At 74.1% G+C, this 18,896-nt stretch carries 18 protein-coding genes; 9 read left to right on the top strand and 9 right to left on the bottom strand.

What is annotated here, in order from left to right:
* Nucleotides 1-54: 54 nt before the first annotated feature.
* Together ACFYMO_RS26765 and ACFYMO_RS26770 are read right to left on the bottom strand one after the other, a co-directional pair.
* Nucleotides 55-1,773: an AMP-binding protein gene (locus tag ACFYMO_RS26765; protein WP_366773557.1), complete on the bottom strand. Its 1,719-nt coding sequence runs from the start codon at nt 1,771-1,773 to the stop codon at nt 55-57.
* Nucleotides 1,770-2,579 carry an SDR family oxidoreductase gene (locus ACFYMO_RS26770; protein ID WP_388549528.1) on the bottom strand — a complete coding sequence of 270 codons (810 nt, stop codon included), beginning with the start codon at nt 2,577-2,579 and terminating at the stop codon, nt 1,770-1,772. Before ACFYMO_RS26770 ends, ACFYMO_RS26765 begins: the two co-directional genes overlap by 4 nt.
* A 425-nt stretch (nt 2,580-3,004) precedes the next feature.
* On the opposite strand from ACFYMO_RS26770, the gene ACFYMO_RS26775 reads away from it, so the two are divergent.
* Nucleotides 3,005-3,586, top strand: coding sequence for a hypothetical protein (locus ACFYMO_RS26775; protein ID WP_366773559.1), 582 nt, complete (start codon nt 3,005-3,007; stop codon nt 3,584-3,586).
* A gap of 235 nt (nt 3,587-3,821) precedes the next feature.
* Nucleotides 3,822-4,286 carry a MaoC family dehydratase gene (locus tag ACFYMO_RS26780; protein ID WP_388549531.1) on the top strand — a complete coding sequence of 155 codons (465 nt, stop codon included), beginning with the start codon at nt 3,822-3,824 and terminating at the stop codon, nt 4,284-4,286.
* Here the strand turns inward: ACFYMO_RS26780 and ACFYMO_RS26785 are convergent.
* From ACFYMO_RS26785 to ACFYMO_RS26795, 3 genes are all read right to left on the bottom strand, one after another.
* Nucleotides 4,267-4,902: a TetR/AcrR family transcriptional regulator gene (locus tag ACFYMO_RS26785; protein ID WP_366773561.1), complete on the bottom strand. Its 636-nt coding sequence runs from the start codon at nt 4,900-4,902 to the stop codon at nt 4,267-4,269. The genes ACFYMO_RS26780 and ACFYMO_RS26785 overlap by 20 nt on opposite strands.
* Nucleotides 4,903-5,026: 124 nt before the next feature.
* Nucleotides 5,027-6,112, bottom strand: coding sequence for a zinc-binding dehydrogenase (locus ACFYMO_RS26790; RefSeq protein ID WP_366773562.1), 1,086 nt, complete (start codon nt 6,110-6,112; stop codon nt 5,027-5,029).
* A gap of 76 nt (nt 6,113-6,188) precedes the next feature.
* On the bottom strand, nt 6,189-7,607 hold the full coding sequence (locus tag ACFYMO_RS26795) for an aldehyde dehydrogenase family protein (protein ID WP_366773563.1): 1,419 nt from the start codon (nt 7,605-7,607) through the stop codon (nt 6,189-6,191).
* 193 nt (nt 7,608-7,800) lie between these two features.
* Between ACFYMO_RS26795 and hmgA the strand changes: the two genes are divergently transcribed.
* Together hmgA and ACFYMO_RS26805 are read left to right on the top strand one after the other, a co-directional pair.
* Nucleotides 7,801-9,183, top strand: a complete 1,383-nt coding sequence (gene hmgA, locus ACFYMO_RS26800) for a homogentisate 1,2-dioxygenase (protein WP_366773592.1) — start codon at nt 7,801-7,803, stop codon at nt 9,181-9,183.
* A gap of 107 nt (nt 9,184-9,290) precedes the next feature.
* Nucleotides 9,291-10,067, top strand: coding sequence for a GntR family transcriptional regulator (locus tag ACFYMO_RS26805; protein ID WP_388549536.1), 777 nt, complete (start codon nt 9,291-9,293; stop codon nt 10,065-10,067).
* Nucleotides 10,068-10,230: 163 nt separating this feature from the next.
* On the opposite strand, the gene ACFYMO_RS26810 is transcribed toward ACFYMO_RS26805, so the two are convergent.
* A complete protein-coding gene (locus tag ACFYMO_RS26810; RefSeq protein ID WP_037705985.1) occupies nt 10,231-10,497 on the bottom strand; it encodes a hypothetical protein in 267 nt (88 codons plus the stop codon).
* Between the two features lie 296 nt (nt 10,498-10,793).
* Here ACFYMO_RS26810 and ACFYMO_RS26815 point away from each other — a divergent pair, with 296 nt between their 5' ends.
* Both ACFYMO_RS26815 and ACFYMO_RS26820 read left to right on the top strand, forming a co-directional pair.
* Nucleotides 10,794-12,011, top strand: coding sequence for a DUF5925 domain-containing protein (locus ACFYMO_RS26815; protein WP_366773565.1), 1,218 nt, complete (start codon nt 10,794-10,796; stop codon nt 12,009-12,011).
* Nucleotides 12,012-12,156: 145 nt separating this feature from the next.
* Nucleotides 12,157-12,768: a hypothetical protein gene (locus tag ACFYMO_RS26820; protein WP_366773566.1), complete on the top strand. Its 612-nt coding sequence runs from the start codon at nt 12,157-12,159 to the stop codon at nt 12,766-12,768.
* 74 nt (nt 12,769-12,842) lie between these two features.
* On the opposite strand, the gene ACFYMO_RS26825 is transcribed toward ACFYMO_RS26820, so the two are convergent.
* Nucleotides 12,843-13,235 carry a GntR family transcriptional regulator gene (locus ACFYMO_RS26825; RefSeq protein WP_366773567.1) on the bottom strand — a complete coding sequence of 131 codons (393 nt, stop codon included), beginning with the start codon at nt 13,233-13,235 and terminating at the stop codon, nt 12,843-12,845.
* A 95-nt stretch (nt 13,236-13,330) separates the two neighbouring features.
* On the opposite strand from ACFYMO_RS26825, the gene ACFYMO_RS26830 reads away from it, so the two are divergent.
* Nucleotides 13,331-14,263: a GNAT family N-acetyltransferase gene (locus ACFYMO_RS26830; protein WP_366773568.1), complete on the top strand. Its 933-nt coding sequence runs from the start codon at nt 13,331-13,333 to the stop codon at nt 14,261-14,263.
* A 36-nt stretch (nt 14,264-14,299) separates the two neighbouring features.
* Here ACFYMO_RS26830 and ACFYMO_RS26835 read toward each other — a convergent pair whose 3' ends face one another.
* The gene (locus ACFYMO_RS26835) at nt 14,300-15,496 is read right to left on the bottom strand and encodes a MarP family serine protease (protein ID WP_366773569.1); all 1,197 of its coding nucleotides are present in this window, start codon (nt 15,494-15,496) and stop codon (nt 14,300-14,302) included.
* A 348-nt stretch (nt 15,497-15,844) separates the two neighbouring features.
* On the opposite strand from ACFYMO_RS26835, the gene ACFYMO_RS26840 reads away from it, so the two are divergent.
* Both ACFYMO_RS26840 and ACFYMO_RS26845 read left to right on the top strand, forming a co-directional pair.
* The gene (locus ACFYMO_RS26840; protein ID WP_388549542.1) at nt 15,845-16,864 is read left to right on the top strand and encodes a lytic polysaccharide monooxygenase; all 1,020 of its coding nucleotides are present in this window, start codon (nt 15,845-15,847) and stop codon (nt 16,862-16,864) included.
* A 101-nt stretch (nt 16,865-16,965) separates the two neighbouring features.
* Nucleotides 16,966-17,628: a pyridoxamine 5'-phosphate oxidase family protein gene (locus ACFYMO_RS26845; RefSeq protein WP_366773571.1), complete on the top strand. Its 663-nt coding sequence runs from the start codon at nt 16,966-16,968 to the stop codon at nt 17,626-17,628.
* 40 nt (nt 17,629-17,668) lie between these two features.
* Here ACFYMO_RS26845 and ACFYMO_RS26850 read toward each other — a convergent pair whose 3' ends face one another.
* Entirely contained in the window at nt 17,669-18,595 is a 927-nt protein-coding gene (locus ACFYMO_RS26850; RefSeq protein WP_366773572.1) for an alpha/beta fold hydrolase, read from the bottom strand.
* Nucleotides 18,596-18,896 lie beyond the last annotated feature (301 nt).

Below are 18,896 nucleotides of genomic sequence, written 5' to 3' on the forward strand. Positions count from 1 at the left end.
ATCTCCCTCACCGGCCCTGGTCGCCATGGCCGCCACCTGCCTCTCGCTCGTCGTTCACCGGCCGGCGCCGCCCGGCCTGCCCGGCTGCCCGCTCGCCGTCGGGGCGCCGTCCTGCCGGGAACGCAGCTCCCGCCGGAGGATCTTGCCACTGGTGGTCTTGGGCAGCTCCGGCAGCACCTCCACCTCGCGGGGGTACTTGTAGGCGGCCAGCCGCTCCCTGCAGTACCCGCTCAGCTCCTGAGGAGCGGCCGACGCGCCCTCGCGCAGGCTGACGTACGCCTTGACGGTCTCGCCGCGGTACTCGTGCGGCACCCCGACCACCGCGGCCTCGCGAACGGCCGGGTGCGTGTAGAGCACGTCCTCGACCTCGCGGGGCCAGACCTTGAACCCGGAGGCGTTGATCATGTCCTTCTTCCGGTCGACGACGTACAGCCAGCCGTCCGCGTCCATGAAACCGATGTCCCCGGTGCGCAGTTCGCCGTCGGGCATCCCGGCGGCGGTCTCCGCGGGCCGCCGCCAGTAGCCGGGCACCACCTGCGGGCCGCGCACGGCGATCTCGCCCTGCTGCCCGAACGGCACCTCGGCGCCGGCCTCGTCGAGTATCCGCACCACCGTGTCGGGGCCGGGCAGGCCGACGGCCAGCGTGCCGGACTCCGGGTCGACCGGGGCCTCCCTGCCGGGCGGTACGGAGGCGCACGGGGCCGAGCACTCGGTGAGGCCGTAGCCGTTGCCGATGTAGGGGCCGAAGGCGGCGCGGAACTTCTCCACCAGCGCGGGGGGCAGCGGCGCGCCGCCGGAGGAGAGGTGCGTGAACGAGGCGAAGTGTGCGCGGGACGCGGCCGGGTGCGCGGCCAGCGCCATGAACGCGGTGGAGGGGCCGACGGTGTAGGCGGGCCGGTGCTCCAGGAAGGCGTCCAGGACGACACCCGCGTCGAAGCGGTAGGCGAGCGCGAGCGTGCCCTTGTTGGCGATGCAGCCGCAGAGCTGCACGACCGCTCCGGTGATGTGGAAGAGCGGGGCCAGCGCGAAGACGCACGCCCCCTCGGGAATGCCGTGGCCGACGCGCTGCCGCTCCGCGTTGTAGGCGAGGTTGGCATGCGTGTTCATGGCGCCCTTGGGGGAGCCGCTGGTCCCGGAGGTGTAGCTGATCAGGGCGATGTCCTCGCCGGTGAGTCCGCGTCCGGCGGGTGCGGGCGCGCCGCTGCGGGCGACGGCGAGCAGGTCCTCGGCATCCTCGGCGGGCGCGCGCCGGTCGAAGTCGAGCACCCGGGGGTCGTCCCGCGTCTGCAGGTCGAGTTCGCAGGCGGTCAGCACCGTGCGCACGGTGCCGCCGGCCGCAACGGCGCGCAGCCGGTCCTCCCAGGCGCGGTCGGAGCACACCAGTGCGGCCGCCTCCGCGTCCTGGAGCACATGCGCCACCTCGCGCTCCTTGTACATGGGGTTGACGGGCACCACGGTGGCGCCCGCCTTCCACGCGCCGAGCAGCGCCAGCACGTAGTGCGGGCTGTTCTGCAGCATCAGGGCGAGCCGGTCGCCCCTGGCCAGGCCGCGTGCGGCGAGGTGCGCCGCGACGGCGTCGGAGAGCGCGTCGGCCTCGGCGTAACTGAGCCGGCCGTCGAAGTAGCCGAGCGCGGTCCGGTCCGGTACCTCGCGGACCGCGGCGCGGAAGGCGTGCAGCAGCGTCTCCGGCGGTGTGACGGGGGCGCGTTGGGCCTCGGTGAGCTGGGCGAGCCAGGGCTTGTCCCCGTACCCGGCGGCGGTCGCTGAAGTCATGCCGGCTCCCCCTCCCGTGTCCCGGCGGCGCCCTGCCGGGTCCCGCCGGCTGCGTCCTCGACCTTGCGCTGCAACTGGTTCATGGCGCTCAGCCAGGTGTCGGTCCCGCTGGCCCGCGCGGTGTAGTGCCCCTGGGTGGTGGCGTGCGGCAGGACGAGGAAGCGCCCGTCGGCGAGCGCGGCGAACAGCGCGTCGGCCACGGCGTCCGGGGCGATGGCGCCGGGCCGCAGCACGAGGTCGCCCGCGGCGCCGGTGGCCTCCAGCATGTCGGTGCGTACCCCCTCGGGGCAGACGGCGAGCACCTGGAGGCCCCGGTGCCGGTAGGTGACCGACAGCCACTCGGCGAAGGCGAGTGCGGCGTGCTTGGTGACGCTGTAGGGCGCCGAGCCGACCATCGTCAGCAGTCCGGCCGCCGAGACGGTGGAGACGAAGCGCCCCCGCCCGCGCTCCAGCCAGTCCGGCAGCAGCTCCCGCGCGGCCCGGACGTGCGCCATCACGTTGAGGTCCCAGGCGGCGTCCCACTGCGCGTCGGGGGTCTCGGGGCCGCCCTCGGTACCCAGACCGGCGTTGGCACAGAACGTGTCGACCGTTCCGCCGAGCGCCTCGCGCGCGGGCGCCACGACGGTTGCGGCGTCCCCGGGGACGGCGATGCCGCCCATCTCCTCGGCGACCGCCCGGGCGCGGCCCGGGTCGAGGTCGTTGACCGCGACCCGCGCGCCCTCGGCGGCGAATCTGCGGGCGAGGGCGGCTCCGATGCCGCCGCCCGCTCCGGTGACGACGACGGCACTGTCGCGCAAGGACTCCATCGGCTGCGCCTCCCACTCTCCGGGCGTGTGCTCCTGCGGCCCCGTTCGGGCGCGGTCGGCGGAAAGGCTCCGCGGCGCCGCGCCCGGTCGGCAGACTAACCAGTCGGTATGTCATTGCGGAAGGGGTGCCGGCGACCCTCCCGGCACCGCGTCGGGAACGGCGGTGCCCGCAGGCTCGTTCCTCTGCTGTGGGCGGCGCGCGGCGCCGCGTATGCGTGACCGGTGGAGACCCCGGAAGCGGCTGCGCCCGATGGGGCGGGGCCGCGTCCCTTACAGGAATAGCGGACCGCATCCGGGGTAATCCGCCACGCCGAAGCAAGTGCGCGCTCTCCGCGCGAAAAAGCATTGCCGGAGACGGATCCGAACCGCGGGGCGGCACGTCACATCCCCGACGACACGGGTCCTCTCCGCCGGAGGTGGGATGATTGGCCGGTTTCAGAGCGCTCGCCCGACAGGTCCGGGATCCGGACAGAGAACGGTCCCAGCGGCGACAGGCGCTGCGCAAGTGCCTGGAGCGGTTCGCCCCCTACGGACACCGCGCCACCTGGCAGCACCTGTGCAGGAACGCAGGGTTCGACCCGGAGGACCGCGAACCCGACCCCGCGCTGCTCGTCGCGGCCCTGGAGGAACTGGAGGAGGCCCGCGCGGTCTGGCTCGCCTACGAGTCCGAAGTCGCCGACCGCCGCAGGCGGGAGAAGCACAAGGGGATCAGGCAGCCGACCGCACTCGACGAGTGGCACCGCAGGACGTGGGGCGGCAGGTCGCTGCTGCGGTGCGATCCGGCCCGGCCGCCCACCCCCCGGCTGGCGGAGGTGCTGCGCCGCATGATCGCCATGCCGGGCGGCGTCCGGGACGCGCCCCCCTACCGCCGTGCCCTGCGCAAGGAGCGGGGGACCCGTACGGAGATCCGCACCGAGGGCACCGGCCGCCGCGAGAGCCGCAATCCGCACCGTGCGGGCGCCGGCTCCCGGCTCGGGTTCGGCAGCCCGCTGCCCTCCCAGGGCTGAGCGGCGGCGGCACACGGGCGACAGCGGCACCCGCCGAGGCCGGGGGCGTGCCGACGAACCGGGCGCCGCACCGGACTGCGGCGCCGGACCGGGGCACGGCACGAACCGGGTGTGGTGGGCGGCGGGGGTCGGGGTGGCGCCGCTCGGGGGCCTGCTGGCATGCTGACCGGCACGTGCTGAGCGATCGCTTATTCGGCATCCGCTCCGCGACTTACCAGCGTGGGAGGTTGTTTGCATGGCGGAACCCCAGGTTTTCTCCTCGGCCCCGGAGCTGCGCGCCGCGGTCGGACAGGAGCTGGGCGTCAGCGACTGGCTTGAGGTGGACCAGAAGCGGATCGATCTCTTCGCGGACGCGACCGGCGACCATCAGTGGATCCACGTGGACCCGGAACGCGCCGCCGCGGGCCCCTTCGGGAGCACCATCGCACACGGCTATCTGACCCTCTCGCTGCTGCCCGCGCTCGTCCCGCAGATCCTGCGCGTCGAAGGGGTGCGGATGGGCGTCAACTACGGCACCGACAAGGTGCGCTTCCCCGCCCCGGTGCCCGTCGGCTCCCGGCTGCGCGCCCGGGCGACCCTGGCCGACGTCAGCGAGACACCGGACGGCGGGGTGCAGGTCGCTGCGCAGGTGACCGTGGAACGGGAGGGCGGCGACAAGCCGGTGTGCGTCGCGGTGAGCCTCAGCCGCTACTACTGGTGAGACCGGCGGGCCGGTGGCCCGCCATCCGCAGGGCGAGATCGGCGTACAGCGCGCCGATCTCGTCCGGCGTCCGGCGGCCCTCCGGGCTGAACCAGCGGGCGACGTCGATGCACAGCGACATCACGGCCAGCGCCGTGCCCCGCAGGTCCGGGATGTCGAACTCCCCGGCCGCCACTCCCTCCTCCAGGACCGCGCGCAGAATCTCCTCACTGCGCCTGCGCAACAGCACGATCCGCGCGTAGTGTTCCTCCCCCAGCGCCGCCAGCTCGTACTGGACGACCCGCGCCGTGGTGTGGTGCTCCGCATGCCAGCGTACGAACGCGCGGACGGCGCGGGCGAGCCGCTCCGCACAGTCGGGCACGCTCGCGACGGCCTCCTCCAGCACCGCGACCGAGCGCTCGTGGCCGACCCGGCTGATGTGGAAGAGCAGCTCTTCCTTGGTCTTGTAGTGGATGTAGAGCGCGGCGGGGCTCATTCCCGCACGTCCGGCGATGTCGCGGGTGGTGGTGGCGTGGAAACCCCGCTCGGCGAACGCCTCCACGGCGCCGAGCAGCAGGCGGCGGGCGGCGTCCGGGGTGACGCCGCCGAAGGATTCATCGATCACACCCGTCGTCATCCGCCCAGCTTACTGCGCACTGAGCGGCTGCTTAGCCCGCACCCCGCCGGGGCGTGGACCTCCGCGGGTGGCCTGACCCCGCCGGGGCCCGGAAGAGCAGCGCGCCCCGGCAGCCGGCCCGGGATCAGAAGACCACCAGGGTGCGCCCGCCCCGCCCGGCCCGCATGGCCGCGAAGGCGTCCCCGACCCCCTCCAGCCCGACCCGCTCGCTCACCAGCGCCCCCAGCTCCAGCCGCCCGTCCCGCACATGCTGGGCCAGCACGGGGACGTCCCGCGCGGGATCGGAGTCGCCGTAGACGCAGCCGCGCAGCTCCCGTGCGAAGTGGAAGATCTCCAGCGCGGAGAAGGTGACCTGCTCCTCCTTGCCGCCGATGCCGACCACGACGGCCCGGCCGCCCCTACGGGTGCAGTCCCAGGCGGCGCGGACGGTCGCCGCCCGCCCCACGCACTCGACGGCCACGTCGGCGCCGTAGCCGCCCTCGGTGAGCGCGCGGACCTCCTTGGCGGTCTTCTCCCCCGCCACGACGAAGTCCGTCGCCCCGGCGGCCCGCGCCATCTCCTCCTTCTCCGCGGAGACGTCCACCGCGACGATCTGTCCGGCACCGGCCAGCCGCGCCGACTGCAGGGTGGCCAGCCCCACCCCGCCCACACCGAACACCGCGACCGACTCGCCCACCCGCACCCGGGCGCTGTGGTGCACCGCGCCGTACCCGGTGAGCATGGCGCAGCCCAGCAGCGCCGCGTCCTCCAGGGGCACCCCCGCAGGGAGCGGAAGGACGGCCCGGCGCGGGACGACCGTCTCCTCGGCGAAGGCGGCGACGCTCAGCCCGGGGTAGAGCCCGTCACCGCTGCGGGTGCGCGCGTAGGGGGTGGTGGTGGCGTCGTTGGCGCGCACGCACAGCCACGGCTCGGACAGCTGCGCGCAGAAGTGGCACTCGCCGCAGCTCGGTGCCCAGTTGAGGACGACCCGGTCGCCCGGGGCGACATCCCGTACGTCCTCGCCCACGGCGACGACGGTTCCCGCGCCCTCGTGGCCGAGGACGGCCGGTACGGGCTGGCGCAGGGTGCCGTTGGCCAGCGAGAGGTCGGAGTGGCAGACCCCGGCGGCGGCGAGCCGCACCCGCACCTGGCCGGGTCCGGGATCCGGCAGGGCTATCGAGGTGACCTCCAGCGGTGCCGAGACAGCGGGCAGGACGAGGGCGCGAACCATGCGGGCTCCAAACGGGATGCGGGACGGGGGTGGCCTCGGACGGACCGGCCCGGCGCGGACGGTGTGGGCGCGGGTCTCAGAGCTGGAGGGACTTGGTCTGCAGATACTCCTCCAAGCCGTGCACGCCCAGTTCCCGGCCGACGCCGGACTGCTTGTACCCGCCGAAGGGTGCCAGCGGGTTGAACCGGCCGCCGTTGATGTCGACCTGTCCGGTCTCCATCCGGCGTGCGAAGGCGACGGCCTCCTCCTCGTCCTCGGACCACACGGCGCCGGCCAGGCCGTAGACGGTGCCGTTGGCGATCCGCAGCGCGTCCTCGGTGTCCTCGTACTTCAGCAGGGACAGCACAGGGCCGAAGATCTCCTCCTGGGCGATGGTCATCCCGGGGGTGACGTCGGCGAAGACGGTGGGCCGGACGTAGTGGCCGCGCTCCGCGCCCTCGGGGGGCTCGGCGCCGCCCGCCACCAGTCGGGCGCCCTCCTCGCAGCCGCGCTCGATGTAGCCGGTGACCCTCTCGCGCTGCGCGGCGTTGACGAGGGGGCCGACCCGGGTGGCCTCGTCCAGCGGGTCCCCGGTGGTGTACTTGGCGGTGGCTTCGGCGGCCAGCCCTACGGCCTCCTCGTAGCGCTCGGAGTCCACCAGCATCCGGGTCCAGGCGCTGCACGTCTGGCCGGAGTTGGACATCACGTTGGCGACCCCGACCTTCACGGCCTTCGCCAGGTCGGCGCCGGGCAGGATGACGTTGGCCGACTTTCCGCCGAGTTCGAGCGCGACGCGCTTGACGCCGGACGCGGCCGCCGCGCCGATGCGGCGGCCGACGGCGGTGGAGCCGGTGAAGGAGAGCAGGTCGATGTCCTCGTGCTCGGCCAGCGCCTGTCCGGCGACCGGGCCGAGCCCGGTGACCAGGTTGAAGACCCCGGCGGGCACCCCCGCCTCGTCGACGGCCTCCGCGAACAACTGGGCGACCAGCGGGGTGTCCTCGGCCGGTTTGAGCACCATGGTGCAGCCGGCCGCGAGGGCCGGTGCGGCCTTGGCGACGATCTGGTGCAGCGGGTAGTTCCACGGGGTGATGGCGCCGACGACTCCGACCGGCTCGCGCAGCACCAGGGAGTTGCCCAGCCGCTCCTCGAAGGAGTACGCGGCGGCGAGCTCGGCGTAGCCGGTGCAGACGGCGATCGGCACGGCGGCGTGCACCTTCTGCGAGAGGGTGAGCGGGGAGCCGAGCTCGGCGGTGACGGTCCGGGCGATCTCCTCGCGCCGGTCGGTGAGGATCCGCCGGAGGGCGTCCAGCCGCGCGGCGCGTTCCGCGGGCGGGGTGGCGGCCCAGCCGGGCAGCGCCGCGCGGGCGGCGCGCACGGCTGCCGCGACGTCTTCGGGCCCGCCCGCGGGGACGGTGGCCAGGAGGGTTCCGTCGGCGGGGTTGGTGACCTCGATCGTCCCGGTGCCCGTGGCGGGGCGCCAGGCGCCGTCGATGTACATGCCGTCGTGTGCCTTCATGGGGCAAACCTACTGTCGGGTCAGCAAGGTGTCAGCACGGCGTCGGAGTGCCCTGGGTCACCGGGGCCGGTGGCACGCCTCCGCACGGCGCGGACCGCCCGGATCGCCGGGCGGGCACGCGTGGTGCGTTGACGGAGACCCCCGTTATTCCTATGGTCCTCCATAGGAATCCATGATGCGGCGGGAGTTGGCGATGGGCCAGGGCACCGACAGCACCACCACCAGCAGCACCGGCACCTCCGCCGACCGGGCACGGGATCAGGCGCGCGGCGCGGCCGGGCAGCTGACCTACCAGGCCGGGTTCGGCAACGAGCACAGCAGCGAGGCCGAGCCGGGCGCACTGCCCCTCGGGCGCAACTCCCCCCAGCGGGCACCGCTGGGCCTGTACGCGGAGCAGTTGAGTGGCAGCGCGTTCACCGAGCCCCGGGCGCACAACCGCCGCTCGTGGCTCTACCGGATCCGCCCCTCGGCAGCGCATCCGCGCTTCGTCCGCGCGGACAACGGCGGCCTGCGGAGCGCCCCCTTCCAGGAGACGGAACCCGATCCCAACCGACTGCGCTGGGGCCCGCTGCCCCGGGTGCCGGAGGGCACCGACTTCCTGGACGGTCTCTGGACGCTGGGCGGCAACGGCGACGCGCGGCAGCGCAGCGGTATGGCAGTGCATCTGTACGCCGCCAACGCGTCCATGACCGACCGGGTCTTCAGCGACGCGGACGGCGAACTGCTGATCGTCCCCGAGCGCGGCGGACTGCTGCTGCACACCGAGTTCGGGCCGCTGAGCGCGGCCCCGGGGCACGTGGCGCTGCTCCCGCGCGGGGTGCGCTTCCGGGTGGAGCTGCTGGCGGAGAGCGCGCGCGGGTACGTCTGCGAGAACTACGGCCGCCCCTTCGTGCTGCCCGACCTGGGGCCGATCGGCGCCAACGGACTGGCCAACGCGCGGGACTTCCTGGCCCCCACGGCCGGCTACGAGGACGTGGAGCGGCCGGTCGAGGTGGTCAACAAGTTCTGCGGCAACCTGTGGAAGGCCGTCTACGACCACTCGCCGCTGGATGTCGTGGCCTGGCACGGCAACCATCTGCCCTACGTCTACGATCTGCGCCGCTTCAACGTGCTGGGCAGCATCAGCTACGACCATCCCGACCCCTCGATCTTCACCGTGCTGACCTCGCCCTCGGACACCCCGGGCCTGGCCGGGGTGGACTTCGTGGTCTTCGCACCCCGCTGGCTGGTGGGCGAGGACACCTTCCGGCCGCCGTACTTCCACCGCAATGTGATGAGCGAGTACATGGGCCTGATCGAGGGCGCCTACGACGCCAAGGCGGGGGGCGCGGGCGGCTTCGTACCGGGCGGGGGCTCGCTGCACAACATGATGTCGGCCCACGGCCCCGACCGGGAGACCTTCGAACGGGCCTCGGCAGCCGAGCTGGCACCGCAGAGGATCGACGACGGGCTGGCCTTCATGTTCGAGACGCGCTGGCCGGTCACGCTCACCGGGCAGGCCGCGGACGCCGCACACCTGCAGGCGGACTACGACGCGGTGTGGCAGGGTCTTGAGCGCCACTTCCCGGCTCCCTGACGTCCCCGGTCGGTCCGCCCGCGCGGCCCCGCGCGGCTCCGCTCTCCGCAGGGGCCCGCGACGGTCGCGCGGACCGCGGGCCGACCTCACCCGTGGAGGCACGCCCCATGACGCCGCTGTTCACCCCCGACTCCGTCGAGCTGAACCGGAAGCTGCCCCTCTGGTACCAGGTCTCCCAGTCCCTCCGCGCCTCCATACTCGGCCGCCCCCCGCAGGCGCCGGACCGGCTGCCGCCCGAGGACCGGCTGGCCGAGCACTACGGCGTCAGCGTGCTGACCATGCGCCAGGCCCTCAAGGAGCTGGAGGCGGAGGGGCTGATCAGCAGGCACCGGCGGCACGGCACCTTCATCGAACCGGAGGCGCGCCGGGCCCGGCCGGTGCGGCTGCTCGGCTCGGTGGACACGATCGTCGCCCAGCAGTCCGGGGAGCCCACCACGCTGCTGGGCCACGGGCCGGAGCCGGTCCCCGCCGAGCTGGCCGAGTACTTCCCCGGCCAACAGGAGGCGATGGCCTACCGGCGGCTGCGCTGCGAACGGGAGAGCGGGGAGCCGACCAACTGGGCCTGCAACCTCATCCGCAGGGATGTCGCCGAGCACATCGATCCGGCGGATCTGCGGCGCGACTGGCCCATGACGAAGGTGCTGCGGGACGCCGTGGGGGTGCGGATCAGCAGGATCACGGACACGGTCGAGGCGCGGCTGGCCGATCCGGAGACGGCCCGGCTGCTGCGGGTGCCGCTGCTGAGCCCGATCCTGCACTACACGGGAGTGACCTACGACGCGGAGGGACGTGTGGTGGACGTGGTCCGCATCCACTACCGGGGGGACCGCTTCGCCTTCTCCGTCACGCTGGAGAACCTGGCGGACCACGACGAACGGGCGTGACGGGCGCAACGGGCCGGGAGGGGCGGGCCGGGGAGCCGGGGCCGGGCCCTGGACAGCGTGCGGGAAGCACGGGCGACGCAGGAGATACGAGGGGGAAACGGCCGCCGGGGCGTTCCGCGGAGGATCCGCGGACTCCGCGAGGGGAGCAGTCCGGCGGCCGCCTTCAGCCGCGCTCGCCGAACAGCGTGCGGCGCAGCTTGCGCAGCGGGGCGAAGAGGGAGACCCGCGCACCGCGGTTGCGTGTGCGGCTGTGCAGCGCGTCGCGCTGCGTGATCTCCCGCATCAGCGTGGTCGCGTCCTCCGCCTCGCGCGGTGGGACGGCGGGGCCCGCGAGCACGGAGAGGTGCCGATCGAGGCGCGAACTCGTCGCGCCGGTACCGCATTTGATCGCGGGCACCCGCGCCCTGCTGCCGACTGTTATCTGTTCCATGTCACTCCCCACCCGTACGAGGGCACCCGGCCCGGGCAGAGTAACCCTATCTCCCGACTACGACATGCGTGTATCCCGGCCACAGCATTCACCTGCCCCACAAGGCTGTTGACGCACACGGTACGCCGTCCGGGCAGCTGACCGGCACCCCGGGAAGCCTCGCGAACCGGGACGAACCAGCCGGATTCCAGGAGGCGTCGGGCGCACCCAGGGGGCGGACGGGCTTCCTGGATGCGCGGGTGGCGCGCCGCGAAACCCGCGTGCGAGTGCCGCCGCCATGCCGGATCATGGCGTCCATGTGTACCGACCGCCGACCCGACCAGAGGAGCGCGGCCCTGGCTTCCGAGACCTCGACGACGCCCCCGGCCACCCCCGCCCCCGGCACCGCGGCGGCCGCCGCGGCCGGAAGCGGCGCACCGGAACCGACCGCACCCGAACGGGCCCTGGTGCCACGGCTGCAGATCGACGACAGCGACTCCACCGGCGACATCATCGACGCCCTCTTCCTGGGCCGCTTCACCCTGGGGGAACAGCCGTACTCGCGCAGCCACACCGTCGACCGTGTCAAGAAGGGGCGCACCCTGCTGCCGCCGGGCGCGCGGATCCTGCGCGAGGCCAAGGACGACAACTCCGGCTCGGTGCTGGCCGAGGGGGAAGGCTGGACGGCGCGTGTCTCGCGCTGGAACCGCGGCGCCGAGGTCACGGTCACGGCGGTCACCGACGAACTCGCCGAGCAGCGGCTGCGGCAGGCGGTGGACGGCGCGGAGGACGAGCCCGAGCCGCAGGAGGACCAGGTGTCCATGGGGTTCTGGTACCACTCCCCCATGCGCGGCCCGCGCCGCACCTCCCGCACCATCAGCGCCGGCGCCTGGTCGGACGTGCGGCAGAACTACACGGCCCGGGTGGCCACCGCCATGGACGACCTGATGAAGGTCACCCCGGACGAGATCTCCGGGCGCCTGCTGCTGCTGCACGGCCCGCCCGGCACCGGCAAGACCTCCGCGCTGCGCACGCTGGCCCGGTCCTGGAGCGAGTGGTGCCAGGTGGACTGCGTCCTGGACCCCGAGCATCTGTTCAACAACATCGGCTATCTGATGGACATCGCCATCGGCTCCGACGACTCCGACCCGGAGTCCGGCCGCTGGCGGCTGCTGCTCCTGGAGGACTGCGACGAGCTGATCCGCGGCGAGGCCAAGTACGCGGCGGGGCAGGCGCTCTCCCGGCTGCTGAACCTCACCGACGGGCTGCTGGGCCAGGGCCGCAACGTACTGGTGGGGGTCACCACGAACGAGGACCTGGAGCGGCTGCACCCGGCGGTGGTGCGGCCCGGGCGCTGCCTGGCCCGGATCGAGGTGGGCTCGCTCAGCCGTGAGGAGGCGGTCGCCTGGCTCGGCACCGAGGACGGCGTCGGCCGCGACGGTGCCACCCTCGCGGAGCTCTACGCCCGGAAGAAGGGCAAGCGGCCCGCCGACGTCCCCGGACAGCAGCGGGAGAGCGCGGGCCTGTACCTGTGACCGCCGGGCGGCGGCCCCGGCCTCCGGCCTGTGACCGCCCCGCGCGGGCCGGGCCCCCAGGGGTCCGGCGCCGCCCGCGCGGACAACCATCGGCGGCACTCGGGGGTCTGACTCCACGACAGTTCGCCCAGGGGGAGGACCCACCATGCGTACTCGCTCCGCCGCCGCCGCGGCCACCGCCGCCGCCGTCGTCCTGCTCACCGCCGCGACGGCCACCGCCGCCGCTGGCCCGTCCCGGACCGCGGCACCGGGCTTCCTGACCGCCGACGACCTGCCCCCGCACGCCACGTCCCCCTGGTACCAGGGTGCGGTCACCAAGGGCCTGCCGGATCCGGAGCCCTTCTGCGTGGACGGTGCGGTGCCCGACACCTCCGCTACCTACCACCGCCTCTTCGGCACCGACTACGACACCCACGCCTCCCAGGTCGCCACCACGACCGCGTCCGTGAAGGCGGCGGACAAACTCGCCGCGAAGCTGGCGGACCGCGCGGCGGGCTGCGCCGCCGACTGGCTGCGGGACCACCCCGGCAGCACGGCTTCCTGGGACGACTACGGCACGGTCGACGCCGGGGACAGCGCACACCTCTACGGCGTGCACACCGCACCGCCGGAGTCGGAGCACGGCGTGAACCTGTTCGCGGTGATCCGCAAGGGCACGAAGGTCACCGTGGTGCGCTGGGCCGAGATGGGCACCCTGCCGGACGCCCCGGTCACCGCGTTCCGCACCACCGCCACCAAGGCCGCGGCCCGCCTCTGATCCCCGGTCGCGCGCCGCGATCGCCGCGCCGGTCCGGGACCGGCGCGGCGATCCGCCCGGAGGGAGCGGCCGGGCTACCCGCCGTACTGGGCGCGCAGCGCGTCCCGGGCGGCGGACAGCGCCGCGTCCTGGCCGGCGTCCAGCCGCCTCGCGCGGGCGGCGAACGCCTGTGCCGCCTCGGCCAGCTCCCGCTCGGCGACCCCGCCGGCGGCGGCGATGAAGGTGCCGTTGCGCCCCCGGGTCTCGATGACGCCGTCGGCCTCCAGCGCGCGGTACGCCTTGGCGACCGTGTTCGCGGCGAGCCCCAGCTCCTCCGCGAGGCCCCGCACGGTGGGGAGTTTGTAGCCGGTGGGCAGGTCGCCACCGCGGGCGAGCGCGGCGATGCGCGACCGCACCTGCTCGTAGGGCGCTTCCGGCGCCTCCGGGTCGAGGTCGATGGCCAGGGCGTTCGTGGGATGCGGCGGCACAGGTCCTCCGGGGAGCGAGCGGGTACGGGCCGATTCTCCCCCACCCCGCGAAATCCGGAGGCGCCGCGCCGCGCCGCCGACGTAGCCTCCGCGCCATGACGTCCCGGATCCGCGCCTTCAGCCCCGACGACCCCGCCGACGCCCGGTCGGTGGCCGCGGTCCGCCGCGCGACGATCCCGTATCTGGTGTGCACGGCAGAGACGGTCGCCTGGGAGGTGGCGCAGGCGCCCGCGGGGCAGCGTCGGCGGCTGCTGGTGGCCGAGGACGCGGACGGCACGGTCACGGGGTGCACGGAAGCCGGCCTGGTCGCGGGAAGCGTGGAGCCGGGGCAGGGCTTTCTGCACACGGCGGTACCGCCCGGCCGCCGGGGCCGGGGCACGGGCTCGGCCCTGGTGGCCGCGGGCGAGGCGTATCTGGCGGGGCTGGCGGTGCGGCGGGTGTACAGCTGGGTCGCCGCGGGAGGGCACGCCGCCGGGTTCGCCGAGCGGCGCGGCTACGCCCCTTCCCGGCAGGCGCACTTCCTCGGACGCGAACTGGACGGCGCCGCACTGCCCGAGCTGCCCGACCCGCTGCCGCCGGGCGTGACCCTGCACCGGGTCGCCGAGTTCGCCGAGGATCTGCGGCCGCTGTACGAAGCCGACACCGAGTGCGCCGCGGACGAGCCGGGCGACGTGCCCGTGGGCCGGACACCGTACGGGCAGTGGCTGCGGCACAGCTGGCAGCGGCCCGACTGGAACGCCGAGCTGAGCAGTGTGGCGCTGGTGGACGGGCGGGTCGCGGCCTACAGCGTCGCGCAGACCGACGGGGTGGACCGCTACTGGTCGGGGATGACGGGCACCCGGCGCGCCTTCCGCGGCCGGGGGCTGGCGCGCCTGGCCAAACTGGCCGCGCTGCGGCGGGCCCGCGCGGCGGGCTACCGGCACGCCTACACGGGGAACGACGCGACGAACGCGCCCATGCTGGCCGTCAACCGGCGTCTGGACTACGCGGAGGTCGCCACCGAGTGGCGGTGCGTCAAGCGGCTCTGACGCGCCGCCGCCCCGGTCGGGGCGGCGGCCCCGGGCTCACAGCGCCGAGCGGTTCCCGGTGTCCACGGCGGCCGTGGCGTCCGCGGCCGCCCGGGCGGCTCCCCGTACCTGGTCGGCGGTGAGCGCGTACCCGGTCCCCGCGTCCGTGGTCGAGCGCGCGAACACGACGCCGTACACCCGCCCGTCGGAGGTCAGCAGCGGCCCGCCGGAGTTGCCCGGTCGGACCTGGGAGCGGATGGCGTAGATGTCGCGGGTGGTCAGCGAGCCCCCGTAGATGTCCTGGCCGCGGGCCGGGGTGCGGGCCGCCACGGCCGCGGCGCGCAGGTCGAGGCCGCCGTTCTCCGGATAGCCGGCCACCACGGCCCGGTCCCCCCGCCCGGCGTCACCCGCGAACCGCAGCGGCGGCGCCTCCAGGTCCGGCACGTGCAGGACGGCGATGTCCTTGTCCGGGTCGAAGAGGACGACCCGGGCCGGGTGGGGGCGGCCGACACCGCCGACCCGGACGGTCGGTGCGTCGACACCGGCGACGACGTGCGCGTTGGTCATCACATGGCCGCGGGCGTAGACGAACCCGCTGCCCTCCTGCCCCTGCCTGCCGCCCCGCACGTCGGCGACGCCCTCGACCTTGACCGTGCTGCGCTGCGCGGCGGAGGTCGCCGCCTCGGTGACGGCATCCCCGGACGGCTGCGGCACGGACGCGCCCGGCTCTTGCTCGAAGGGGTTGAAGACCGGCGGGAAGCCCGCCGTGGTGAGCGCGCCGGTGGCGCGGTTGAACCAGGTCGCCGCGCTGTCGGGCATCCGCTCGTGCACCCCCTCCAGCAGCGCGGAGCCCCGTATGGCCTGGTTGAGCGCGGGCGAGGGGGAGGCCGCGAGCGCACTGCCCGCCATCCAGCCGACGACGAGGACGGCGACGGCGTTGACGAGGGCACCGCCCACTCCGTCCACCCAGCGCGCGGGGGTCCGGCGGAGCGCGTGGCGTATCCGCCAGGCGAGCTGGGAGGCCAGCGCGTGCCCGGCCAGCGCGGGCACCAGCACGGTCAGCAGCGCGAGCAGAGTGGCGGTGGTGGTACCGCGCTCCGCGAGGCGGAGGGCATAGGGGAGCAGCCACACGCCGAGAGAGGCGCCCCCGACGAACCCGGCGAGCGAGACCAGGCCCGCGACCAGCCCCCGGTGGAATCCGGAACCGGCGTAGGCGAGCGCCGCGACGATCAGGAGCAGGTCCAGCAGGTTCACGGCCTGCTCCCTCCCTTCGTGCCGAGTGTCCGCCTCGGCCCGCGGCGGTGTCCGCGGGAGGCCGGGCGGGGCGTTCCGGGAGGAAAACGCACAAGCCCAGCTCGCGGTTCCGCGCGGCGTGCCGCGGCCGGGAGTCTGTGGGGGTGCTTAGACCCGCCTTAAGTGATCCCTAAGGATCCCGGCAGCGGCCGCCGACAGGCGGTTGCGGGCCCTCGGCGTGGCTAACGTGCTGGCCACCGGGGCGGGTTCGGCAGCACGCCGCTGGGGAGGCGGTGCGCCCCGAGCCCGTTCCGGCCCCCACGCCTGCCGCCTCCGGGTGGCCTTCCCCCATGACGAGGAGTCCTTCACATGTCCGTTCGCCGCACGGCCGCAGGAATCACCGCGCTGGGCTTCGCCCCGCTCGCCCTCACCCTGGCGACGGCCGCTCCCGCCGCCGCGCACGGGTCCATGGCGGACCCCGTCAGCCGGGTCTCCACCTGCTTCGCCGAGGGGCCCGAGAGTCCGCAGTCGGCGGCGTGCAAGGCGGCGGTAGCCGCGAGCGGGACGCAGGCGTTCTACGACTGGAACGAGGTCAACATCCCGAACGCGGCGGGCAAGCACCGCGAGCTCATCCCGGACGGGAAGCTGTGCAGCGCGGGCCGGGACAAGTACAAGGGGCTGGATCTGCCGCGCGCGGACTGGCCGGCCACGGCGATGGAGCCGGGCGAGCACACCTTCCGGTACCAGGCCACGGCACCCCACAAGGGCGGCTTCGAGCTGTACATCACCAAGGACGGCTACGACCCGTCCGAGCCGCTCAAGTGGTCCGACCTGGAATCGGAGCCCTTCGCCGAGGCGACCGACCCGGCCCTGAAGGACGGCAGCTACGTCATCGACGGCTCCCTGCCGAAGAAGGAAGGGCGCCATCTGATCTACAGCATCTGGCAGCGCTCGGACAGCCCGGAGGCCTTCTACACCTGCTCGGACGTGACCTTCGGCGGAGGGGGCGGCGACGGCGCCGGGAAGGCGCCGAAGGTGCCCGACGAGCAGCGGATCGCGGCGGGTGCGGACAAGTCGACCGTGGACCACGGCGGGCACGGCGGTGGGGACGGCGGCTCGGGGCACGGCGCGGAGGGCGGCGCCGGACACGATGACGGCTCCGCCGCTCCCGGCTCCGGGCCGGGCGGCGAGGGGCCGGCTCCGCAGGGCGGGGCCGCTCCGCGCGACGCGGCCGAGAAGGCGGACTTGGCCGAGACCGGTGGCGACAGCAGTACGGTCCCGCTCGCAGCGGGCGGCACCGCGGTGCTCGCAATCGGGGCCGGGGTGCTGGTCGCCACCGCCCGCCGCAGGGCGACGGCGACCAGCACGCCGACCCCGCCGCGCGGCTGACCGCGCCGATCGCAGGGTACGGCGCCGCCCTCCCCCTCGCAGCGGGTCGGGCGGCGCCGTACGCTCGTTCCTGTTACCGGGGTTGAGGGAGCGGAGTGGTCATGACGGCACCTGAGGCGGCAGCGCTCGGGGCGGCGGACGGGATGGTGGAGGTCACCACCGAGGAGGAGTTGCGGGCCCTGGTGGGGCAGCCGGCCCCGCACGCGGTGCACAAGACCCGTACCGCGCTGCATCCCCTGGACCGCGCGTGGCTGGCCCGCTCGCCGTTCTGCCTGGTGGCCACCTCGGCGGCGGACGGGAGCTGCGACGTCTCCCCCAAGGGCGATCCGCCGGGGTTCACCGAGGTGCTGGACGACCGGACCATCGCCCTGCCCGAGCGGCCGGGCAACAGGCGGGTGGACGGGCTGCGCAACATCCTGTCCAACCCGCACGTCGGCCTGATCCACTTCGTGCCGGGCCGCGGTCACACGCTGCGGATCAACGGCCGGGCGCGGATCGTGCGCGAGGCGCCGTTCCTGGACGGGATGGTGGCGCGCGGTCACCGTCCCGCGCTGGCGCTGGTGGTGGAGATCGACGAGGTCTTCCACCACTGCTCCAAGGCGTTCCTGCGCTCCGGTACCTGGGATCCGGAGACCTGGCAGCCGGACGCGCTGCCGAACCGCGCCCGGCTGGCCAAGACCCTCGACCGGACCGAGGACTCCCTGGAGTTCCTGGAGGAGTACTACGGCCCGCGGTACGCCGAGAAGATTCACACCGAGGGGTGAGCCCCGGCGCCGGTCCGCCCCGGGAGAGGGCGGATCCGCCTCAGGAGAAGCAGCTGGTGCGGGTGGCGTGCGCCGGGTCGAGCGCGTTCGCCGTCTCGTGCCAGGCCGCCCGGTCGACGAGCGCGATGGCCAGGTGCTCGGAGATGTCGACCGGGCACAGGTCCTGGAGCGTCACGTTCTTGACGTCCGGCCCGTCGAGGAACTGCGTCCGGTAGGGCGTGACGACCTCGTCGTACCTGGTGGCGATCACGGTGTAGGCGACGCCGGGCACCGTGTCGCCGCCCGCGTTGAGCTTCTCCAGGAAGTCGGAGCCCTTCTTCTGCTGGAGCAGCGCCGGGCCGATCTCGTCGACCACGTCGCCGACGGGCGGGAACTGGTCGGCGAGCACGGCCAGACCGCTGAGGGTGGTGCCGTGGTTGCTGGGGGCGATGCCGACGAGGGCGTTCACCTTGGGGGCACCGCCGAGGAACTTGAGGTAGTACCGGGGCATCATGCCGCCCTGCGAGTGGCCGACGATGTCGACCTGGCCGGTGCCGGTGGAGTCGAGCACCTTGTCGACGTAGGCGGAGAGCTGCCCGGCGGAGTCCTCGATGGGGCCGAGTCCGTGGAAGAAGGGCTTGCCCGGCAGCTGCCCGTAGTCCAGCGAGAAGACGCAGTAGCCGCGCCTGACCAGGTAGGGGGCGAGCCCCAGCCAGTTGTCCACGGAGTTGCCGAAGGTGCCGTGGACCAGTACGACGGGGCGTGGGTGCGCCGCGGACGGTTTGCAGGAGTAGTCGTTCCAGCCGCTGGTGGTGCGTGCGCTCTCCGGCGCCGCGGTGGCGGTGGCGGGCAGTGCCACGACCGCCGCGACGGCCAGGGCCAGCGCGGCGGCCGCCGACCTGCGGATGCGCGATCTGCGGAGGGGTTTGTCCGACGGCGGCGCCGGTGTCGTCGACGACGCTGCCGGTGTTGACGGCTTCAGCTTCATGTCCGGCTCCTCGTGCTGTGAGGGATGGGGGGAGCGGAGCTGTTTGAACCGCCGTCAACTTACGCGCGAGTAAGGTCACTGGCCAGTAGTCGCGCACGAATTTGTTACCGGGAGGTTTCCGCCCCGTCCCGGACCCCGCCCCCCGGGGACGGCTGCGGATCACCGGAGCGAACCCCGGGGCACCCCTTCGCGCACCCCGGGAACCCCTTGCGTCAGGTACGGGGTGGGGGTATACAGGACCTCGGCCCCACCGATACCCCAGGCGGGTATGACAGAGTGGGGCGGAGAACACCCAGGCCCC

The sequence above is a fragment of the Streptomyces sp. NPDC007025 genome, from assembly GCF_042869455.1.
Lineage (GTDB): Bacteria > Actinomycetota > Actinomycetes > Streptomycetales > Streptomycetaceae > Streptomyces.